Source organism: Streptomyces sp. NPDC001068 (assembly GCF_042897315.1).
Lineage (GTDB): Bacteria > Actinomycetota > Actinomycetes > Streptomycetales > Streptomycetaceae > Streptomyces.
Genome location: NZ_JBIAYD010000004.1, coordinates 91,568 through 111,852, shown reverse-complemented (window position 1 = coordinate 111,852; position 20,285 = coordinate 91,568). Strand labels below are relative to the sequence as shown.

Annotated in this window: 13 protein-coding genes; 5 read left to right on the top strand and 8 right to left on the bottom strand. The window is 71.9% G+C overall.

Annotation, left to right across the window (positions count from 1 at the left end; translation table 11 throughout):
• The first annotated feature begins 142 nt into the window (after positions 1–142).
• Entirely contained in the window at positions 143–1,705 is a 1,563-nt protein-coding gene (locus ACFY3I_RS12755; RefSeq protein WP_390860583.1) for a DUF1996 domain-containing protein, read from the top strand.
• 76 nt (positions 1,706–1,781) lie between these two features.
• Here the strand turns inward: ACFY3I_RS12755 and ACFY3I_RS12750 are convergent, their stop codons facing one another.
• Positions 1,782–2,189 carry a hypothetical protein gene (locus ACFY3I_RS12750; protein ID WP_390860582.1) on the bottom strand — a complete coding sequence of 136 codons (408 nt, stop codon included), beginning with the start codon at positions 2,187–2,189 and terminating at the stop codon, positions 1,782–1,784.
• A gap of 159 nt (positions 2,190–2,348) precedes the next feature.
• Here ACFY3I_RS12750 and ACFY3I_RS12745 point away from each other — a divergent pair, with 159 nt between their 5' ends.
• From ACFY3I_RS12745 to ACFY3I_RS12730, 4 genes are all read left to right on the top strand, one after another.
• The gene (locus ACFY3I_RS12745) at positions 2,349–4,277 is read left to right on the top strand and encodes a hypothetical protein (protein WP_390860581.1); all 1,929 of its coding nucleotides are present in this window, start codon (positions 2,349–2,351) and stop codon (positions 4,275–4,277) included.
• A 133-nt stretch (positions 4,278–4,410) separates the two neighbouring features.
• A complete protein-coding gene (locus ACFY3I_RS12740; RefSeq protein WP_390860580.1) occupies positions 4,411–5,316 on the top strand; it encodes a metal-dependent hydrolase in 906 nt (301 codons plus the stop codon).
• Positions 5,316–6,344, top strand: coding sequence for a PDR/VanB family oxidoreductase (locus tag ACFY3I_RS12735; RefSeq protein ID WP_390860579.1), 1,029 nt, complete (start codon positions 5,316–5,318; stop codon positions 6,342–6,344). Before ACFY3I_RS12740 ends, ACFY3I_RS12735 begins: the two co-directional genes overlap by 1 nt.
• A 56-nt stretch (positions 6,345–6,400) precedes the next feature.
• Positions 6,401–7,090: a TetR/AcrR family transcriptional regulator gene (locus tag ACFY3I_RS12730; RefSeq protein WP_365296217.1), complete on the top strand. Its 690-nt coding sequence runs from the start codon at positions 6,401–6,403 to the stop codon at positions 7,088–7,090.
• 10 nt (positions 7,091–7,100) lie between these two features.
• On the opposite strand, the gene ACFY3I_RS12725 is transcribed toward ACFY3I_RS12730, so the two are convergent.
• The 7 genes from ACFY3I_RS12725 to pulA form a co-directional block, all read right to left on the bottom strand.
• On the bottom strand, positions 7,101–7,457 hold the full coding sequence (locus ACFY3I_RS12725) for a 5-carboxymethyl-2-hydroxymuconate Delta-isomerase (protein WP_390860578.1): 357 nt from the start codon (positions 7,455–7,457) through the stop codon (positions 7,101–7,103).
• 62 nt (positions 7,458–7,519) lie between these two features.
• Positions 7,520–8,401, bottom strand: coding sequence for an ABC transporter permease (locus ACFY3I_RS12720; protein WP_390860577.1), 882 nt, complete (start codon positions 8,399–8,401; stop codon positions 7,520–7,522).
• Positions 8,398–9,510: an ATP-binding cassette domain-containing protein gene (locus tag ACFY3I_RS12715; RefSeq protein ID WP_390860576.1), complete on the bottom strand. Its 1,113-nt coding sequence runs from the start codon at positions 9,508–9,510 to the stop codon at positions 8,398–8,400. Before ACFY3I_RS12715 ends, ACFY3I_RS12720 begins: the two co-directional genes overlap by 4 nt.
• Positions 9,511–9,615: 105 nt before the next feature.
• Positions 9,616–9,771: a VenA family class IV lanthipeptide gene (locus ACFY3I_RS12710; RefSeq protein WP_365296223.1), complete on the bottom strand. Its 156-nt coding sequence runs from the start codon at positions 9,769–9,771 to the stop codon at positions 9,616–9,618.
• Positions 9,772–9,819: 48 nt separating this feature from the next.
• Entirely contained in the window at positions 9,820–12,513 is a 2,694-nt protein-coding gene (gene lanL / locus ACFY3I_RS12705) for a class IV lanthionine synthetase LanL (RefSeq protein WP_390860575.1), read from the bottom strand.
• Positions 12,514–13,071: 558 nt separating this feature from the next.
• A complete protein-coding gene (locus ACFY3I_RS12700) occupies positions 13,072–14,706 on the bottom strand; it encodes a SpoIIE family protein phosphatase (protein WP_390860574.1) in 1,635 nt (544 codons plus the stop codon).
• A gap of 71 nt (positions 14,707–14,777) precedes the next feature.
• A complete protein-coding gene (gene pulA, locus ACFY3I_RS12695; RefSeq protein WP_390860573.1) occupies positions 14,778–20,144 on the bottom strand; it encodes a pullulanase-type alpha-1,6-glucosidase in 5,367 nt (1,788 codons plus the stop codon).
• Between the last annotated feature and the right edge of the window lie 141 nt (positions 20,145–20,285).

The following is a 20,285-nucleotide window of genomic DNA, read 5'->3' as shown; positions in this document are numbered from 1 at the left end:
GTTGTGCCCCAAGTCGGTAACAAGTCTCTGATGAATTCATGAGACGGCTGAACACCACTGAGGCGCCCTTCGTATGAGAGGGCGCCGCTTCACTCCTGTCGGGCGCCTCGATGCTGCCCCGCAAGGAAGTCAGAGGAGTTCCATGGGACGCAACACACGCAAGCGCCGCTCGCCGCTGGCCGTCAAGGCCATAGCCGCATCGGCGGCCCTAGTGCTCGGTGGGGGCGGGCTGCTCTGGGCACAGATGAACGCTTCGGCGCACGAGTCCAACAACTCGGCCCAGAACTACACCAAGGCCGCCGCCGCTTCGTCGGTCGCGACGATCTCCTGCCCGGACGTCGGTCAGAAGCTGACCAACGTGCCGTGGAAGGCCAGGCAGGGGGTGGCGATGGAACTGGCGAAGCTCGACAAGCAGATCACCGAGGCCTACGCCCGTCTCGCCTCCACCCGGCAGGCCCAGGCCAAGGACCCGAACTTCGTGCAGAACGCGATCGTCGGGCCCCTGAAGGAGAAGCGGGCGGCCACGATCGACCGGATCCGGATCGACATCACCCGGGTCGGCGGCAAGTTCGACAGTTCACTTGCCCAGCTCGCCGCCTGCACCACCCAGACCGCCAACCAGACCACCGCCGGCGGGGGCAACAACAACGGTGGTCAGAACAACAACAACGGCCAGAACAACGGTGGCCAGAACAACGGCGGGCAGAACAACGGCGGGCAGGCCACGGCCGCCCCGAGCGCCAGCGCCAGCGCCAGCGCCCCGGCCAACATCGGCGGGCAGGCGGGCAACGGCCCGGTCGCGGCCGACTTCGTGGACATCACGAGGGTCGCGCCGAACGTCCTGGCCAAGCCGCAGAAGCAGCAGACCGCTTCGACCGGTTCCTTCACCACCCGCTGCGGTGTGAACGCGAACAAGAACCACAACACCGACAACGTCATCGTGGCGCCCGGCGTGGCCAACGGCGCGCACCACCTGCACGACTACGTCGGCAACCAGAAGGTCAACGCCTTCGCCACCAACGACTCGATGCTGGCGGCGCCGAGCTCCTGCCAGAACCAGAGCGACCTGTCGTCGTACTACTGGCCGGTCGTGCGTGTGCAGAACGGCACGCAGGACTTCGACCAGAACTCGGACGGCGGTGGCAAGGAAGGCAACGTCGGCAAGATCCTGACCCCGCAGTCGGCGGAGATCAAGTACGTCGGCAGCCCGGCCTCCAAGGTCGTCGCGATGCCGCAGTTCCTGCGCATCATCACCGGTGACGCCAAGACCACGACCAACGGTCTGGCCAACGCCAACGCGCACTGGAGCTGCACCGGCTTCGAGAACAAGGTCCAGCTGACCCAGCAGTACCCGATCTGCCCGCAGGGCAGCAACGTGGTGCGGACCTTCGCCTTCCAGAGCTGCTGGGACGGCGTCAACATCGACAGCGCCAACCACCGTACGCACGTGGCCTTCGCGGACCCGGCGAGCGGTGTCTGCGGCAACGGCTTCAAGGCCATCCCGCAGCTGACGATGCGTCTGGTCTACAAGATCACCCCGCCGAGCATCCAGAACGGCCAGGTGAAGAACGCCTACGCGGTGGACGGTTTCCCGGAGCAGCTGCACAAGCCGGCGACCGACCACGACGACTTCATCAGCGTCACCAAGAACAACCTGGCGGCGAAGATCGCCAACTGCGTGAACTCCGGACGCCGCTGCCAGTGAGCGGTGGCTAGCCGGTAGCACGAGAGCGGGCGGTGGGAATCTCCCACCGCCCGCTTCCGTATGTCCCGGGGACGCCTCAGCCGGTGTGCTTGCTGTGGTCGGTCCCGATCTCCTCCTCGCCGCCCAGCGTGGTCTGCAGCGTCTTGACCACCACGTCGTCGCCGACGGCGACCCACTTGCGGCCCACGAGGTAGAAACCGCCGTAGTCCTTGGCGTCGTTGATCCACTCGCGCTGGCCGCGGTCGGTGGCGAAGGTGGCGAAGACGAACTTGCCGGCGGAGGTCTTGCAGATGGCCTGACGGACCTCGTCGGAGTCGATCTGCATGTCCGGGGTGCACTTCACCTTGGCGGCCAGGCTCTCCAGGCTGCCGGTGGCGGCCACCGGGATCTTCGCCTCCGCGGTGCTGTCGCCGGATCCACAGCCCGCCAGCGCCAGTACGGCCGCCGCGCCGGCCACGGCGAGCATCGGTCGGGTCAACCTCATCTGTTCCTCCGGTCGCGTTGCCGGCCCCGGGAACGACGTCGGGGCCCTCCCCCTCGATACGGCCGCGGGGCCCGGGACGCTCAAATCGCACTGGCGCCCATGATGCCGTGGTCACCCGAGTGGCGGTGACCTACCAACGGTTCGCTCGTTCTCCAGGACGTGCAGTCACAGGATGTAGCCCAGCGTCACGCAGCCGCCGCCACCGGATCCCCGGGTCCGGCCGTCGACGTCGAACAGGCCGAGGCCGCGCTCGTCGAGCACTACCCGCGGCTGGTACGGCTCGCCTACCTGGTGCTGCCCCCAGGCCTGGCCCGCAACCGCCGCGTTCTGACCGCCCACTGCCTGGTCCAGCGGGCGCTCCCCCGGGGACGCAGGCCGGCCCCGGTGATCCCGGCCCAGTCCACCGGGCGGAACACCGACCCCGGGTACGCCCTGGTCCGCCTCGACGTGGTGCGAACGGCACTGGAGGCGGGCCGTCCCCTCAGGCTCACGGCCTGGCCCAGGCGGGCGCAACTGCCGCCGCTGCTCCCCCAGGTGTGGGGTCTGCGGCTGTTCCCGCGTTCCGGGGGCGCCGACGAACTCGCCCTGGACCAGCGCCTCACCGCGCTGTCCGGCCCGGCCCGCGCCGCCTACGCCCTGCGCGGCCTCGAACAGCTCCCCGACGACGAGGTCCGCGGGATCCTGCGGACGGCGGGTGTCGAGCACCCGGACCGCGCGCTCGCCGACGCGAACGGCGTGCCGGCGGAGTACCCGCTGCTCGACTCCCCCGAGTTCGACCCCTGCTCGTTGCAGGCCCGGCCCACCGATCTGATGCGCCGCCGCAGGCACACGAAGGCGGCACTGGCCGCGGCCGCCGCGCTCGCGGTGTGCGGCGCGCTGGTCACGCTGCCGGGCGGCGGCTGGGGCGCGGACGGCGCGGCGGCACCGGTGTACGCGCAGAACCCGGCCGCCCTGGCCGCCCTGGACCCGGCCCAGCTGGCCAGGACACCGGCCACCGCCTGGAAGACCGCCGCCCGCACCGACTTCGCCGCCTGGCCCGCCCGCGGCGCGCTCACCGGCGACACCGCGCTGCTGCGCCGGGCGCTCGCCGTCTGGGCCCGCCCCGGCGAGACCGTCCGCGTCTCGGCCACCCCCGGAACCCAGACCGGCGGCCCGGCCGGCCCGCCCCAGCTCCTGTACGCGGGCGTCGTCGACAGCGCCCGGGTCGTGATCTTCTACGACGGTCTGCGCATCGCCCGGTACGCCGAGCCGAAGGACGGCACCGCGGGCGCGGCCCTGGACCTCGCGCGCGTCGACGGCGCGACCGGCGTCGAGGCGGAGGCGCTGGTCCTCGGCCGCTCCGACGGCAACGTCCGCTATCTGACGGCACCATGGGTGACCCGGGCGGCCGAGCGGGACCTGCTGAAGCCGGGCTCGGGGGCGATGGACCTCGGGCTGACCGACGGGGTGGCCGGTCCACTGGCGAGCTCCGCCCTGCAGCAGGGGGCGTGCACGTCGTGGAACGTGCTCCAGCTGACCGACGCGCAGGGCGTGCACCTCTCGACCGACCTGGGCGAACTGGTGCCGGCCCGGCTCACCTCCGGCAGGCCCGGGTACACCGAGGACGCCTCGGGGGCGCAGGCATTGCGCGACTGGGCGCCGTTCGCCTGCTCGCTCTCCGCCGAGCGGTCCGCCGGGGTGCGCAGCGTCAACGCCTGGGCGTTCGCGGAGCAGCCGCTGCCGGACGCCGGCGGCACCGGGTCGTGGGTGTGCACGCGGGCGGAGACCTGGCGGGGCGACGGCGCGGTGTCGCTGGCCCAGTTCCGGACGCCGGGCAGCCGGTACGGAGCGGTGGCGGCGAAGGGCTCCGACGTGACGGCGTGCGGCCCGCGCGATCCGCACGTGCTGGCCGGGGTGCTGTGGAAGTCCGGGGCCGGGCAGTGGTACCTGCTGGCCGCGGGCGGCCGTGACACGACGTCGGTCCGGGCGACCGGCGGGGTCACCGCGTCGGCGCAGGGGGCGCTGCTGACGGCCAGGGCGAAGCAGGGAGCGCAGGCCGACCTGACGGGCACCCTGCGGGAGGGGGGCGGGATCAGCGGGCTGCGCTGAGAGCGCGGTTCTCCGGCCGGGTTCGCCACTCGGCCCCGACGCCGGGTCCATGGCCGAGACCTTGCTGACACTTCCGTAAACAAGCTTCGCCCGGGGTCTTCTCACGCCGCTTACCCGTCAGTACATTGACGCCATGTCCAACAAGCAGCCGCAACCGGTGGCGTCCGAGCACATCGCGCTCACGGCCCGCAACGTGTCGTTCGCCTGGCAGGACACCCCCCTGCACTGGGTGCCCGGCGACCCGCTCGCGACGCACACCATCAACGTGCTGCACCTGCTGCTGCCCGCCGGCGAGCGCTGGTTCGTGCACGTCTACAAGCAGGTACTGCCACTGATCCGCGACGAACGGCTGCGCGCGGACGTCGTCGGGTTCATCGGCCAGGAGGCGACGCACTCCCAGGCGCACGACGAGGTGCTGCCCCGCCTCGAGGAGCTGGGGCTCGACCCGACGCCGTACACCGCCCAGGTGGACTGGTTCTTCGAGAAGCTGCTCGGGGACCGCACGCTGCCGCCGGGCCGGGCGCGCCGCTGGTGGCTGCTGGAGCGGGTCGCGCTGATCGCGGCCATCGAGCACTACACCGCCTTCCTCGGCGACTGGGTGCTCAACGCCGAGGAGCTGGACCGGCGCGGCGCCGACCCGACCATGCTGGACCTGCTGCGCTGGCACGGTGCCGAGGAGGTCGAACACCGGTCGGTCGCCTTCGACGTGTTCCAGCACGTCGACGGCGGCTACCGGCGGCGGGTGCGGACCTGGGCGACGGCCTTCGCCGCGATCGTGTTCCTGTGGCAGCGCGGCGCCCGCTTCTTCATGGCCAACGACCCGACCCTCGACGAGGGCCGCGCCCGGCTCCGGGACTTCCACCTCGCGGGCCGACGCGGCACCCTGCCCGCCACCGGCGACATGCTCAGGTCCGTCCCGAGGTATCTGAGCCGCGGCTACCACCCCTCCCAGGAGGGCTCCACCGCCCAGGCGGTCGCCTATCTCGCCTCCTCCCCCGCCGCACTGGCGGCGGAGCACGCCGAGAAGGGGGCGAAGTGATGCCGGGGCTGCGGACCGTCGTCGCGGTCGCGGGCGCCGCGCTGCTCGTCCGGCGGGCCGTGAGACGCCGTGTCGAGGTCTCCCCGCTCTGGCCGATGCCGGCCCTGGACCCGCCGGTCTCCGGTCGGCCGCGCTCCCGGGTGCTTCGGCTGCGGGTCGCCGCGCGCGAGACCGTCGCGGACGGCGTCGTACAACTGCGGCTGACGGGTGAGCGGTTGCCGGGCTGGGAGCCGGGGGCCCATCTCGACGTGGTACTGCCGTCGGGGCTGGTGAGGCAGTACTCGCTCTGCGGGGACCCGGCGGACACCTCGTCGTACACGATCGCCACGCGGCTGGTCGAGGACGGGCGGGGCGGTTCGCGGGAGGTCCACGAGCGGGTGACCGAGGGCATGGAGCTGGAGGTGCGCGGGCCCCGCAACCGCTTCCCGCTCGCCGGGGCCGACTCCTACGTGTTCGTCGCCGGGGGCATCGGCATCACCCCGATCCTGTCGATGGTGCGGGCCCTGCCGGCCGGGGCGCGGTGGCGGCTGCTGTACTGCGGGCGGAGCCGGGCGTCGATGCCGTTCGTCGCGGAGCTGGCCGGGGACGAGCGGGTCACGGTCGTCGCCGAGGACGAGGACGGCCGCCCGGACCTGGACGCGCTGACCGTCCCCGAGGGCGCGCTGGTGTACTGCTGCGGTCCGCAGGGGCTGATGAGCGCGGTGCGCGAGCGGTTCCCCGCGGTCCGCCTCGAACGTTTCGCACCGCACGCCGGTACCGCGGGCGACCAGGCGTTCGAGCTGGAACTGCGGCGCAGCGGACGGACGTTGACGGTGCCGGCCGACTCGACCGCGCTGGCCGCGGTGCGGGCGGAACTCCCCGCCACGGCCTATTCCTGCGCCCAGGGGTTCTGCGGAACGTGCCGGCAGCGGGTGCTGGCCGGTGAGGTGGAGCACCGGGACGAGCTGCTGACGGACGCCGAACGCGCCGACTCGATGCTGATCTGCGTATCCCGGGCGCGCGGGGGGAGACTGGTGCTGGATCTGTGAACGCCCCTGGCGGGTCAGGTCCGTGGGAGGCCGGATCCGATCGGTAAGGTGTTCGTATGAGTACCGGGGTACGCCGCAGATTGGGAGTCGAGGAGCGGCGGCAGCAGTTGATCGGCGTCGCCCTCGAACTGTTCAGCCGTCGATCTCCCGACGAGGTCTCGATAGACGAGATAGCGTCGGCCGCGGGCATCTCGCGGCCGCTCGTCTACCACTACTTTCCCGGCAAACTCAGCCTGTACGAAGCCGCGTTGAAGCGCGCCTCGGAGGACCTCGCGGGCCGTTTCGCCGAGCCGCGGGAAGGCCCGCTCGGGTCGCGGCTGCTGCGGGTGATGCGGCGCTTCTTCGACTTCGTCGACGAACACGGGCCCGGCTTCGCCGCGTTGATGCGCGGTGGCCCGGCGGTCGGCTCGTCCGCGACGAACGCGCTCATCGACTCCGTACGGCAGGCCGCCTACGAGCAGATCCTCGCGCACCTCGACGTCACCGAGGCACCGGCCCGGCTGGAACTGGTCATCCGCTCCTGGATCTCGCTGGCCGAGTCGACCGCGCTGATCTGGCTGGACGGCCGGCGCATCCCCCGTGCCGAACTCGAGGTCCAGCTCGTGCACGACTTCGCGGCGCTGGCCGCCGTGAGCGCGGCCCACGACGACGAGATGAGCGCCCTGCTGAAGCGCATGGTCAAGGACGAGCCGGGCGACGGCCCGTTCGCGGACCTGGCCGTCCGGCTGCTCGCGCTGGCGGGCTGAGCCGGAGCGCTCAGCCCTCGTACTTCCGGTACGACGGGTCCAGGTCCCGGACCTCGGCCGAGGCGTGCAGGGTGAACCCCTCCGGCTTCAGGTGCTCCCGCAGCAGGTCGAGAGTGGTCTCGGTCAGCCGTGACTTCGTCTCGTCGGTGCGGCCGGCCAGCAGGCCGAAGGTGACGTGCACGACGACGTGCGCCGCCTCGGTGCCGTGGCCGAAGACGGTGGCGTCGGCCGCGCGGAACAGCGTCTTGCAGGCCTCGGGCCGGGCGGCCGCGATCTCCACCACCGCGGAGTGCAGGGCCCGGGCGAACCCCTCCCGGTCGAATACGGGGTCCGCGGCGGCGGAGTAGTCGACGGTGATCTGCGGCATGAGCACTCCTGTTCCACGACAACGGGTGCCCAGCCTATGGCCTGCCGTGCGGACGGGCGGTGTCAGTCGGGGCGGCCGAAGCGGCGGGCGGCCCACAGCAGGGCCAGCGCGCCGACGGCCAACAGGAGACCGCCCTCCAGGAGCGCGGGCGGCTGCCGGCCGGACCACTCGATGCCCACCGCGCCCGCCTGGTGCGGGACCCGCAGCGCGATGCAGCGGCGGAGCAGGTCCACTCCGTAGGCGAGCGGGTTGACGACGGTCAGCGTGTGGGCCCAGCCCGGCAGGTTCGACAGGGGGAAGAAGCCGCCGGAGAGGAACAGCAGCGGCATCATCACCAGGCCGAGCAGCATCTGGAAGATCTCGGGCCGGTCGAGGCTGACGGCCAGCAGCAGGGACAGCGCCGTGACGGTGAACGCGCTGAGGATCATGGCGGCCAGGAGGAGCGCCAGCAGCAGCGGGTCGTAGGGCAGGCCGACGGCGCCGCCGAGGCACAGCAGGACGGTGCCCTGGACCGTGGAGACGAGGGTGCCGCCGGCGCAGCTGCCGAGCAGCAGCGTGGCGCGGCTGACCGGGGCCATCAGGAGTTCGCGCAGGTAGCCGCTCTGCCGGTCGGTGATCAGGCGGATGCCGACGACGATGGCCGGCGCCTGCACCGTCATGATCAGCATGCCCGGGAACAGGTAGGCCTGATAGCCCACGCCCAGCGACGAGTTCGGGATCAGCGCGGCCAGGCCGCCCCCCAGGACGAAGAGGTAGAGCACCGGCTGGAGCAGCATCAGGGCGGTGTGCACCCGCTGGACGGACAGCCGCAGCAGGTCGCGGTGGACCAGGGCGTGGACCGCGCGCAGTTCGTGGCGCAGGGCGCCCCACCGCGTGCGGTCGGTGCCGTCGGCGGGGCCGGGGGTTCCGGTGGCCTTGCCGGCCTGGAGGGCGGGGGCGGTCACGGGGTCTCCTCGTCCCCTGCCGCGGGGCCGTCGGGACCGGCGGCGGCCGGGGCCGGGTGGGGTCCGGGAAGGTGGATGCTGCGGCCGGTGTGGTGGAAGAAGACGTCGTCGAGGGTGGGCGGGGTGGCGGACGCGGCGTGCACCGCGATGCCGTGGTCGGCCAGGGCCACGCACAGCCGGGGGATCCACGCGCTGCCGTCCGGCACCCGCAGGGACACCCCTTCCTCGTCCAGGGTGACGGCGGTGCCCGGAGGCGCGGTCCGGCCGACGATCCGCCGGGCCGCCGTGTCGTCGCCGGTGCGCAGTGCCACCCGGTCGTCCCCGATGGCGGCCTTCAGGGCGACGGGCGTGCCCTGGGCCACCAGCCGGCCTTGGTCGATGATGGCGAGGCGGTCGCAGTGCTCCGCCTCCTCCAGGTAGTGGGTGGTGACGAAGAGCGTGCAGCCGTGCCGGTCGGGCAGCGCGCGCAGGTGGTCCCAGACCTGGGCACGGGCGTGCGGGTCGAGTCCGGTGGTCGGTTCGTCGAGGAACAGCACCCGAGGCGCGTGCAGCAGCCCGCGGGCGAGTTCCAGACGGCGGCGCATGCCTCCGGACAGGGTGCGGACCGGGAACCGCCGCCGGTCGGCCAGTCCGACCGTCTCCAGCATCTCGGTGACGCGCGCCCTCGCGTGACCGCGGCGCAGTCCGTACAGGCGGGCGTGGATGTGCAGGTTCTGTTCGGCCGTCAGGTCCGGGTCCAGGGCGCTGTGCTGGAACAGCATCCCGACCCTCCCGCGTACCTGCTCCGGCCGGCTGAGCACGTCGGCGCCCGCCACCGTGGCCTGGCCGGCGGTGGGGCGGGCCAGCGCGCACAGCAGGGCGAGGGTGGTGGACTTCCCGGCACCGTTGGGTCCGAGGAAGGCGAAGGTCTCCCCCGTGAGCACGTCCAGGTCCAGGCCGCGCACGGCGTGGGTGGTGGTTCCGTCCGGGCCCGGGTAGCTCTTGACCAGGCCGCGGGTGCGGATGGCGTGGGTGGGCCGGGCGGCGGACCGGGGGGCGTCCGGGTCCGTGACGGCGGCGGTCAGCGTGGTCGTCCGGGTGCGGGCGTCGTCACCGGTGTCTGGCTGCATGGTCGGGTCCTCGTCTACGGGGGCTTCCGCAGGTCTGGCTGCCGCAGCGGCCTGTGCTCCGGCCGGCGGCCGCCCGGGGGCGGCCACCGGCCGGAGGTCTTACGGTCAGGCGCAGCTGACGCCGATGCAGACGGTGTTCAGCAGCGTCAGCAGGCCGACGCACGCGCACGTACCGGAGAACGACGCTCCGTCGAAGTCGACCGGGTCGGTCTCCGGAAGGGCGTGCAGTTCGGCCAGCAGCTCGAGGGCCTGGTTCTCCATGGCAATCTCCTTCTCATTGTGCGGTGGCGGCAGGAGGGTTCCTGTCGCTCAGCCCGGCTGCTGGACGGTCCAGTGCCGGGAGTCGGTGTGGCGGGTCCTCAGGAGGAACGCCAGGATTCCTGCGGACCCGTCGCTCCAGCTCGTCGAGACGTCCCCGTACTCGTTGGGGAAGACGACGTGCCGGTCGCGGTGGGCGCGTTCGGCGACGATCAGGCGGGCCAGGTCGTCGGCCGCCGTCCGGTAGGCGGTCTCCCCGGTGGCGTCGGCCATGTCGAGGAGGAAGTCGCCGTTGCCCGCCAGCCCGTGGCACTGGGTCAGGGCGGCCCGGGTGGCGCGTTCCACGACGGCGAGGGCGGCGCCGCGGGCCAGGTCGCCGAACCGGTCGTCCCCGGTCCACTGCCAGAGCCGGACGAGGAAGGACCCGATGCCCGCGGAACCGTGGCACCAGTACGGGGCCGTGGGCGGGTCCGTGGCCTGGGCCGGCCACTGGGCCGCTTCGCCGACCGTCACGGCATGGGCCACCAGGTGCTCTCCGGCGGCGACGGCCAGCTCCAGGTGTTCCGGGCGGTGGGAGACGGCCGCGGCCGCGAGGAGGAAGCTGCCGATGCCGGCCGTGCCGTGCGCGAAGCCCAGATAGCGTTTGCCGGCTTCTTCGGAGACGGCCTCGGCGGGGACCGGCCAGCTCACTCCGGCCGGTTCGGGCCGAGCGGCGGCGGTCAGCCGGTCGGCCGCGTCCACGACCAGTTCGGCCAGGCGTGGATCACCGGTGCGGTGCCACAGGTGGGCGGCGGCCAGTCCGCTGCCCGCCGAGCCGTGGGTGATGTCGTGACTGGGCGTCGGCTCCAGCGGGGCCAGCGCCAGGGCCAGCGCGTGGTCGGTGAGGGCGCGGTCGTCGAGGGCGCGTCCGGCGTCGTACAGGGCCCAGGCGATGCCGCGGCCGCCGAAGTGCAGGCCGGGACGGACGGCGCCGGTGCCGGCGCGGGCGGTGATCCAGTTGCCCGCGGTGCGCATCAGGTCCGGCAGGCGCGGGTCGCCGGTGAGCTCGAAGTACCGGGTCAGGACGGCCAGTACACCTGCCGCCCCCTGCTGCACGGTGCACGGGTCGGTCTCCCCGGCCAGGGTGGACACGGGCCACAGGCGCCGGTCGTCGTCCGGGGTCATCGAGTCGACGAGGTGGTCCACCATCCCGGTGATCGCGGCCTGTGTCGCTTCGTCCGGACCGGGTGGCCGGGGCGGCGCTGCGGTGGCCCGGGGCGGCCCGGCGGTGGGCCGCCCCGGTGGCGCCGGGTCCGCCTCGCGGAGGGCGGCACGTGCCCTCGCGGGGTCCCAGCGCTCCTCGGGATCGTCCTTCGTGAGCCCCAGAACGAGCTGTGGCAGACCGTCCGGCAGCCACGACGTCCCGGCGCAGGCGGCCAGCCACCGGGCGTAGCGTTCCTCCGCGGGCCTGGCGGCCGGCTCCTCGGGGAGCAGGTTCGGTACCTTCCCGTAGAGCACGAAGCACAGGGTGGCGCCGAGGCTGTAGTAGTCGGCCGTCGGGGAGACCGGCGCGTCCGTCAGGCGTTCGGGGGCGCTGAAGCCGGGAGTCCCCACCCGGGTCGGGAGCGGGACGTCGTCCTCGGTGACGGCGAGCTCCAGGTCGATGAGGCGCAGTTCGCCGTCGGGGCGGACCATGACGTTGCCGGGGGTGAAGTCCCGCAGGACGCAGCCGTGTTCGTGGGCGGCCGCGACCAGTTCGACGAGGCGTGCGGCCTGGGCGACGGCGTCCGCCCGGTAGCGTTCGCTGCCGACGTCGCGGAAGTGCTCGGCGACCCAGTTGCGCAGGGGCGCGCCCGGCACCTCCTCCTGGGCGAGGAACAGGTGCCCGCCCGTCTCGAACATGGCGAGCGGTTCCGGCGCCAGTCCCGTGCCCTTGAGTTTCTCCAGCGTTCTGGCCTCGGCGCGCAGCCAGTCGCGGACGTCCGAGCCGGACGCGTCGCCCTCGACGTGCGGCCGGGTCTCCTTGATGACCACGGGTGCGCCGGTGGTGACGTCGGTGCCCCGGTAGACGCCGCCCTTGTTGGTGTGGCGGATCGCCTCCCTTACCGAGAACCGGCCGCCGAGGAGTACCGGCCTGTTCGCCTTCTTTTCCTCCCGTCGTGGCAGGGGAACCGGGGCGGGAAAGGGGCTGACCGCCCATGCGGGCGGGGAATACTGCCCGGTGCGCTTGTCCTCGACGGGATTTCCGTCGGGGTCCTCGATGAACCACACGAGCAGACCCTGGTCCGAAAGCCGCCGCCGGCCGACGAAGGCGCCGTAGCGGTAGTGCACCAGACTGTTCGGGGCATAAGGCTGGTCGGACAGGATCCGGGGGCCGGCCAGTCCTGCCGTGGCCCGGTGCAGTTCCAGCGCCAAGCGGGCGGCGGCGGTGTCGGAGGTCGGGTATACGGTGATGAACTTGCCGGAGCTCCCTCGTGGTGTGGCGCGGGAATTGAGCGCGCTCACCTGTTCGAGAGACCGTACGAACTTGAATCCCGACTCCTCGCGCAGCAGCACGTCCAGGGATTTCTCGAGTACTTTCGGGGCTGAGGCGGCCGTCGCCGAAACGTGCAGTTTCCAGCCTTGCCGGCGGCTCATTCCGGACTGGTGCGCAAGGCGGCACCACATCTCGTCCGCGTCGGTCGTCCAACGCGTGCCGGCGCCTGTGGCCTGTAATGCCCGGCGGAGCAGACTTTCGAGTTCGACTTCGGTTGCGTGGCTCGTCATGCACGTCCCTCTCAACGGCGAGAACCGCTGGTTGGAATAGGCCTTCGGTGAGAAGAAACGTACAACTCCCATCCGGCCGGACGCTACTCGATTCAGTGAGCGCACGGTGTTGCGCCGACATTGGAGGGCGCAGTCCGGCGCAAATGGAGGCGTATAAGCGCCGCCACTCCGAGAAATAATCCACGCGTTCGACGGCATCGCAGAACGCGGCCCGGAAAGGCTAAACAGTGTGCACCAATTAACTCTTAATCAAATCCCGGTGATGAGAATGGATTCGAGAGACCCGCGAGAACACGCAGACCCCACCCTCCCCAGCGTCGCTTATGCGAGCGATCACGGAAGGAGCCATTCCACCCTCATTATCGAACGGCTCCCGGCCCCGATCAAGCCACTGAATTGACCACGATTAGTGACAGTCATGGCCACGGCGAACGGCAACGGCGCGGAATACCTGGCACCACTTCCCGGCCGTCTTTCGAATTCGCTCGGTTGCGCGCGATCCCGCTCGGTTCCGCACGAATTCGCCATCACGCCCCCAGGGGCGGGCCGGCGGTCCGCTCAGCGGCCGGCCCGGTCCGCCAGGCTCAGCGCGAGCAGCGCGACGTCGTCCTCACGCTCGCGGCCGAAGCAGGCCAGGAGGGTGTCGCACAGGGCCTCCAGGCCGGGCAGCGCGCCGACGGCGGCGGCACGCAGGTGCTCCATCGAGACCGACAGGTCCGTGCCCCGGGTCTCGATCAGGCCGTCGGTCACCATGAGGAGGCGGTCGGTGGGCCCGAGGACCAGCTCGGTCGGCGGCGGGTGCGGAAGACCCACGCCGAGCAGCGGACCGGACGCCTTGACGTACTCGGCGCTGCCGTCGTCGCCCAGTATCAGCGGCGGGATGTGGCCCGCGTTGGCGATCCGGGTGCGCCCGCTGCCCGGGTCGATCAGAGCCAGGCAGACCGTGGCCGTGACCTCGGTGTGGTAGTGCTGGAGCAACTGGTCGAGCCGCTCGGCGAGCGCGGCCGGATCGCTCTCCGCGAGGCAGTAGGCGCGCAGCGCGTGCCGCAGCTCCACCATGACGGTGGCCGCGTCCAGCGAGTGCCCCACCACGTCCCCGACCGCCGTGAGCACCTGGTCGCCGACCCTGAGCGCGGCGTAGAAGTCGCCGCCGATCTCCGTCTCCTGGGAGGCGGGCTCGTACCGCACCGCTATGTCGACGCCCGGCAGTTCGGGCAGCTGGTGCGGGCGGGGCAGGAAGCTGTGCTGGAGGGTGAGCGCCACGTGCCGCTCCACCTGGTACATGAGCAGCGGCTCGGCGGCGAGCACGGCGGCCTGGGCCAGCTGCGCCAGCAGCGCCTCGTTCTCGGGACTGACCCGGCGCCGGCCACGGGTCGGGATCGCCAGGCAGACCGGCACCCTGCCGTCCTGGGTGAGGACCAGCGTCAGCCGGGCGTCGTGCTGCACCCCGGGCCGGAAGAACCCGGTGGGCCACAGCGGCGCCGGCACGGTGGTGATCCGGACCCCGGACTGGCCCCGGGTGAGCCGGCGCAGCAGCTCGGCCACGTCCCGGTGGGCGCCCTCGTCGGGCATGGCGAGGGAGGTGCGTTCCCGGCTCAGGCCGCGGTACAGCTCGCCGTCCCGGTCCAGGACGAAGACGGCCGCGGGACAGCCGAGCAGCCGGGCGGCGCCGTCGGCCGTCGCGTCGGCCAGTTCGTGCAGCGAGCGCGCCGACTGGATGGTGACGATCGTCTCCGACAGCAGCCTGAGCCGCCGTACCAGTGCCTGGTCGTCGGCGCGCAGCCGGGCCGCGCGGACCGCCGCACGGACCGCGGCCTCGATGTCCTCCGGCTCGGCGGGCACGGTCAGATACGCCTCGGCGCCCGTCTCCAGCCCCTGGCAGCGGTCGGCCGGGACGGCGGACTGGGCCGAGAAGTGCACGACGGGCAGACCGGCCATGTGCGGCCGCTCCTTGAGCCGGCGGCACAGCTCGAAGCCGCTCATGTCCGGCAGGTGCACGTCGATGAGGGCCACGTCGGGCAGCCGGCCCTTGCGCAGCCGTACGTCGAGTTCGCTGAGCGCCTCCTGGCCGCGGGTGACCGCGACGACCTCGTGGCCGGCACGGCGCAGCACGGTGCCGATCGCGTAGCGGCTCGCGGCCGTGTCGTCCACGATCAGCACGGTGGTGTCGGTGAGGTTGCCGTTGACGTCCATCTACCAGTCCCTGGACCACGCCGGTGGGACGGACCCGGTGCCGGGCCCGTCCCACCAACGTAGTCCGGATGTCACCCCGTCCGGGAGAACACCGCCACGGTCCGCCCCGGAACGGTGAACGTGCCCGCGCTCCGGTCGTACGAGGCGGACTTGACGACCGGGTCGGCGCCCGCCGCCTGCACGGGGTGCAGCCGGTAGCCGGTGCCCGACAGCGCGCCCACCCGCTGCTCCTGCCGCTCGGGAGTCGCGTTGAACACGACGACCAGGTCACCGAGGCGCATCGTGACGACACCGGGCGTCTCGTCCCTGCCGGAGAGCGGGAACGAGAGTTTCCGCTGCACCTGACCGGCCGTGCCGAGCGAGAACACTCTGTCGGTCGTACGGATCCTCAGCAGGTCCCGGTAGGCGGCCGAGGCGCCGTCGATCTCCGCGCAGCCGACGCGCACCGAACCCAGCAACGGCTTGGCGTAGGGCCACTTGGACGCGTTGTCGGCGGCCATGGGCAGTCCGCGCCCGAAGCCGTTGCCGTCGGAGCAGTTCCAGTGGATGGCGTTGAACCAGTCGCCGCTGTCGAAGGAGTTGCGGTCCAGCGACTTGGAGCGCAGCAGGTCCGTGCCGGCCTGGGAGAGCGACGGGCCCTGCGACAGGGCGGCCGTGGCCATCGCGAGGACCTGCATCCTGGCCCGGTCCTGGGCGCTGGTGGTGGCGGGCAGCTTGTAGGCCAGGGCGTCGAACAGCGACTCGTTGTCGTGCGCGTCCACATAGGCGAGGGCTTCCCCCGGCGCGTGTGCGTAACCGGCGGGCGCGCCGTTGTAGTCGACCTCGGCGCCGGTGACCTCCTTGCCCGCGGTGTCGGTGAACCGGTACCCGGCCAGGTTGCCGCTCAGGCCGACCTTGATCAGGTCCTGGTAGTGCAGAAGGCGCGCCTTCTGCTCGGCCGGTGTGCCGTTGGCCGCCGACGTGTTGGGGTCGGTGTACAGCCCGGACGCGAACCCCTGGACACCGGGGTCCTCGTCGAAGGGGCCCCCGCCGCGTACGGCGTCCCGGGCGCGGTCGGAGAACGTGGCGACGCCGGTGCCCGCCATGTTCGCCTGGGTGGCCTGCACGAACCGGGCGTCGTTCGCGACCTCGCCGAAGTTCCAGCCCTCGCCGTACAGGATGATCTTCCTGCCGTCGACGCCGTCCTTCTTCGGGGTCAGCGCGTCCAGGGCCTTCCTGACCGCCAGGATGTTGGCCTTCGGGTGGTGGCCCATCAGGTCGAAGCGGAAGCCGTCGACCTTGTACTCCTTGGCCCAGGTGACGATCGAGTCGACCACCAGCTTGCCCATCATGGCGTTCTCGGGCGCGGTGTTGGAGCAGCAGGTGCTGTCGGCGACCGAGCCGTCGGCGAGCAGCCGCTGGTAGTAGCCGGGCACGATCCTGTCCAGGACGGACGTGTCCGCCTGCCCGCTGGCCGCTGTGTGGTTGTAGACGACGTCCATGACGACCCGCAGGCCGTCCTCGTTCAGCGACTTGACCATCCGCCGGAACTGGACGGTGCGGGCGGTGCCGTCGGGGTCGGTGGCGTAGGAGCCCTCCGGGACCGTGAAGTGGTACGGGTCGTAGCCCCAGTTGTAGGCGTCCTTGGCGGCGGTCGCGGCGACGCACGCCTGCTGCTGGTCGGAGTCGGCGGGGTAGGAGGCGAGGTCGCAGCCGGGGCTCGCCCGGTCCGCTGACTTCTCGGGCACGGTGGCGAAGTCGAAGACCGGCAGGAGGTGCACGTACGACGTGCCGGACCTCGCGAGTTCGCGCAGGTGCTTCGAGCCGTCGCTGCCCTTGTCGGTGAAGGCCAGGTAGGTGCCCCGGTGGGCGGCCGGGACGGTGGCGTCGGCCACCGAGTAGTCCCGGACGTGCAGTTCCTGGATCTGGGCGTCCTTCAGGGGGACGGCCTTGGGCTTGGTGTAGGTGGACCAGCCGTCCGGGGCGAGGGACCCGTCGTCCAGGTCGACGACCAGACTGCGTTCGGAGTTCGCGGTGAGGGCGAGGGAGTAGGGGTCGGTGACCTTGTTGGTCACCACCTTCCCGGCGCCGGGCGCCCAGACCTTCACCACGTACCGGTAGGCCTTGTTCCTCCAGGAGCCGGGGCCGGTGACGGACCAGACGCCGGTGGCGGCGTCGCGCTTCATGGCCACGGTGGAGCCGTCGATCTCGACGCCCACGCTCTGCGCGGTCGGTGCCCAGACGGAGAGGGTCGGCCTTCCGCGGTGCAGGACCGGCCCGAGACGCGCCGTCGTCGCCTTGGCGTACAGGTCGTCGAGGACCCCGGCGACCTGTACTCCGGTGGCGGCCAGCACCGCGCCGTTCGCGGCCCGCTGGGAGGCGACGAGCTGTCCGGTGAGCGCCTCGCGCACCCGGTCGCGGTCGCGCGGATCGACCGACCAGGCCGTGTAGTCCTTCAGATGGGGGAATTCGGCCTTCTGGGCGTCGGTGAGGGTGGTCCTCGTCAGCCGCAGCCACCGCTCGTCGTCGCTCGTCAGCGTCCCGTCCGCCACGGCGATCGAACCGTCGTGGGAGGAGAGCAGCTGGGTGGAGGCGGCGCCGTCGACGCCGTCCCAGGCGACGGTGTCCCGGTCGATCCAGACCGCCTTGGAGGTGGTCAGGTCGAGGGCGGCCGCGCTGCCGGCGGGCTGTGGGAGCAGGTGCTCGTCCTGACCGTTCAGCAGCCACACCTCGTGCCCGCCGGACGTGAGGTCCAGGGACTGGTCGGCGGGGAGATCCTTGTCGTCGCCCTTGTGGATGATGTAGCTGAGGCTGGTGGCGCCCGCGGTGAGCGGCACCTCGAAGACCGCGCCGTAGGCGTCCGTCCGCGCCGGCTTCAGGGGGCTGGACCAGCCGGTGGGGTTCGCGGCGCCCGTCCAGACGTGCAGGCCCCAGCCGTCGTAGTCGCCGTCGGCGCGGTGGTAGTGGACGACGGCCTTGGTGGTGTCCTGGGCGGGGTAGGCGGGCCGTTCGGTCGTCACGTCCGCCTTCCCCTGTTCGATCCAGACCTCACCGGTCCTGGTGACGTCGATGGAGCGGTCGGCGGAGACGTCCTTGTTCCCGTCCTTGTCCACGACGAGGAAGCCGACGTCCGAGGCACCGGGCTTCAGTCTGACCCAGGCGAACGCGCCGTACGCGTCGCGGCCGGTGAACGGGTGGCCGGCGGGCCAGGTGGTCGCCTCCCCGTCGGCGAGGTCGCCCCAGGCGTACAGGCCCCAGTCGGCGTAGTCGCCGTCGGCGCGCTTGTAGTGGACGATCGCGTAGTCGCGGGAGGAGGCGGTGGGGGTCTCGGGGACGGGCGGGGTGCCGGAGGTGCTCGCGGCCGTGGCGGCCGCGCGGTGTCCGGCGGAGTCGATCACGACCGCCTTGTAGCGCAGCGGGGTGCCGGCCGGTACGTCCTCGGCGAGGGTCTGGGTGACCTGGTAGGGGGCGTGGTCGGCGGAGCCGAGGGTGGTCCACTTCCCGTTGCCGACCTGGGCGGCGAAGACGACCCGGTCGAGCCGGCCGCCGGTGACCTGCGCGGACAAGCCGACGGTGCCGGTGGCGCCGGCGGCCGGGGCGGCGAGGGTGATCCGCGGCGCGGTGGCGGGCGCGGCGAGGGGGCCGGCGGCTTTGTACACGACGGCGGACTCGGCCGGGACGGTGACGGTGACGTCGTGGTCGGCGCCGGAGGTGAGGGTCCCGTCGGTGCCGTGGATCGCGCGGTAGCGCATGTCCGCGGAGCCGGTGGCGAAGGTCGCGGTCTTCGCCGTGCCGGCGTTGTTGAAGGCGACGACGTACTCCTGGCCGGTCCTGGCGTCCGTCCGGGTGAACGCGTAGACGCCGGCGCCGTCGGCCGCGTAGCGCTCGGTCTGCACGCCGTCGGCGAGGGCGGGGTTGGCCTTGCGGAGCCGGGAGAGAGCACTGATCTGCTTGTAGAGCGGCGCACCGGTGTCGTAGGCGTCGCTCCCGTGGGTGCGGTCGGTGCCGATCTCGTCGTCGTCGAGGTAGTCGGCGACCTTGGAGGCGAACATCGTCTGCCGGGCGTCCTTGTCCCCGCCCGAGCCGGTGAAGCCCTGCTCGTCGCCGTAGTAGACGACCGGGTTGCCCCGGCTGAGGAACATCACCTCGTTGGCGAGCCGGTCCTTGGCGAGCAGCTGGGCGTCGGTGGCCTTCGGGTTGTCCTGCTCGAGGAAGTACCCGATCCGGCCCATGTCGTGGTTGCCGAGGAAGGTGACCTGCTCGTAGGCGTTGGCCTTGTCGGTCGTGTACTTGTAGTCGTCGCCGAAGACGCTCGCGAGTTTCCGCGCGCTGCCGCCCTGGGAGGCGTAGGAGCGGGCCGCGTCCTGGAAGGGGAAGTCGAGGGTCGCGTCCAGCCGTCCCCGGGTGACGTACGGGGAGGTGACCGAGGTGTCGGCGGAGTAGGTCTCGCCGAACATGAAGAAGTTCTTGCGGCCGTGCCGGGCCGCGTAGGCGTCGAGCGCGGTGGCCCACTGGGTCCAGAACCCCATGTCGACGTTCTTCACGGTGTCGATGCGGAAGCCGTCGACGCCGTAGTCGCGCACCCAGCGCTCGTAGATCCTCTCCATGCCGCTGACGACCTCGGGGCGTTCGGTCCACAGGTCGTCGAGGCCGGAGAAGTCGCCGTAGGTGGCGGACTCGCCGGCGAACGTGGAGTCGCCCCGGTTGTGGTACATCGTCGGGTCGTTGAGCCAGGACGGCACCTTCGAGCGGTCGGCCGCGGTGGGCGTGCGCGGGAAGGAGGCGGCGGAGACGGCCGGGAACCCCTTGCCGCCGGCCGCGTAGTCGGCGTCGTCGAAGGGGCGTCCGTCCTTGGTCAGGTAGGGGAAGGCGCCCTTGGAGAGGTAGTCGTAGGACTTCTCCCGGTAGTCGACGACGTCGGCGGTGTGGTTGGTGATGACGTCGAAGAAGACCTTCATCCCCTTGGCGTGTGCCTTCGAGATGAGCGTCGTCAGGTCCTTGTTGGTTCCGAAGTGCGGGTCGACCTGGGTGAAGTCGGTGATCCAGTAACCGTGGTAGCCGGCCGACGCGTTGTCGCCCGTGCCCTGCACCGGCCGGTTCTTGAAGATCGGCGCCATCCACAGGGCGGTGGTGCCCAGACCCTTGATGTAGTCGAGCCGCTTCGTCAGGCCCTTGAGGTCACCGCCCTGGTAGAAGCCCTTGTCGGTGGGGTCGTAGCCGGTGGCGAGGCGGGAGCCGGTCAGGCCGCCCTTGTCGTTGCCGGTGTCACCGTTGGCGAAACGGTCCGGCATGACGAAGTAGAACTGCTCGCGGGTGGCGTCGTGCCGGGCGGGCTCGGCGGCGAGCCTCGCGTCGGAGGGCGGGGCGGGCGGGGCGGCCGCGTGTGCGGCGGCGGGCTGCACGAGCGCGGCGGCGAGGGCGACGACGGCGACGGCCGCGACCCGTCTGACATGTATCACCGGTGTGAACTCCTAGCGATAGCGGCTCTCTTGGTCCGACCCGGCGCGACCGTATCGCCAACGCAAGGTTTACAGCAAGAGTCTTGAAACTCGCGGCAAGAGATTTCACAGCGCACATCGGCGCGGGATCTCGACACGGCA

What these genes read in the sequence shown, in the direction of transcription:
- ACFY3I_RS12755 (WP_390860583.1), top strand. Translation starts at nt 143, where the DNA reads ATGGGACGCAACACACGCAAGCGCCGCTCGCCGCTGGCCGTCAAGGCC.
- ACFY3I_RS12750 (WP_390860582.1), bottom strand. Translation starts at nt 2,189, where the DNA reads ATGAGGTTGACCCGACCGATGCTCGCCGTGGCCGGCGCGGCGGCCGTA.
- ACFY3I_RS12740 (WP_390860580.1), top strand. Translation starts at nt 4,411, where the DNA reads ATGTCCAACAAGCAGCCGCAACCGGTGGCGTCCGAGCACATCGCGCTC.
- ACFY3I_RS12735 (WP_390860579.1), top strand. Translation starts at nt 5,316, where the DNA reads ATGCCGGGGCTGCGGACCGTCGTCGCGGTCGCGGGCGCCGCGCTGCTC.
- ACFY3I_RS12730 (WP_365296217.1), top strand. Translation starts at nt 6,401, where the DNA reads ATGAGTACCGGGGTACGCCGCAGATTGGGAGTCGAGGAGCGGCGGCAG.
- ACFY3I_RS12725 (WP_390860578.1), bottom strand. Translation starts at nt 7,457, where the DNA reads ATGCCGCAGATCACCGTCGACTACTCCGCCGCCGCGGACCCCGTATTC.
- ACFY3I_RS12715 (WP_390860576.1), bottom strand. Translation starts at nt 9,510, where the DNA reads ATGCAGCCAGACACCGGTGACGACGCCCGCACCCGGACGACCACGCTG.
- ACFY3I_RS12710 (WP_365296223.1), bottom strand. Translation starts at nt 9,771, where the DNA reads ATGGAGAACCAGGCCCTCGAGCTGCTGGCCGAACTGCACGCCCTTCCG.
- lanL (WP_390860575.1), bottom strand. Translation starts at nt 12,513, where the DNA reads ATGACGAGCCACGCAACCGAAGTCGAACTCGAAAGTCTGCTCCGCCGG.
- ACFY3I_RS12700 (WP_390860574.1), bottom strand. Translation starts at nt 14,706, where the DNA reads ATGGACGTCAACGGCAACCTCACCGACACCACCGTGCTGATCGTGGAC.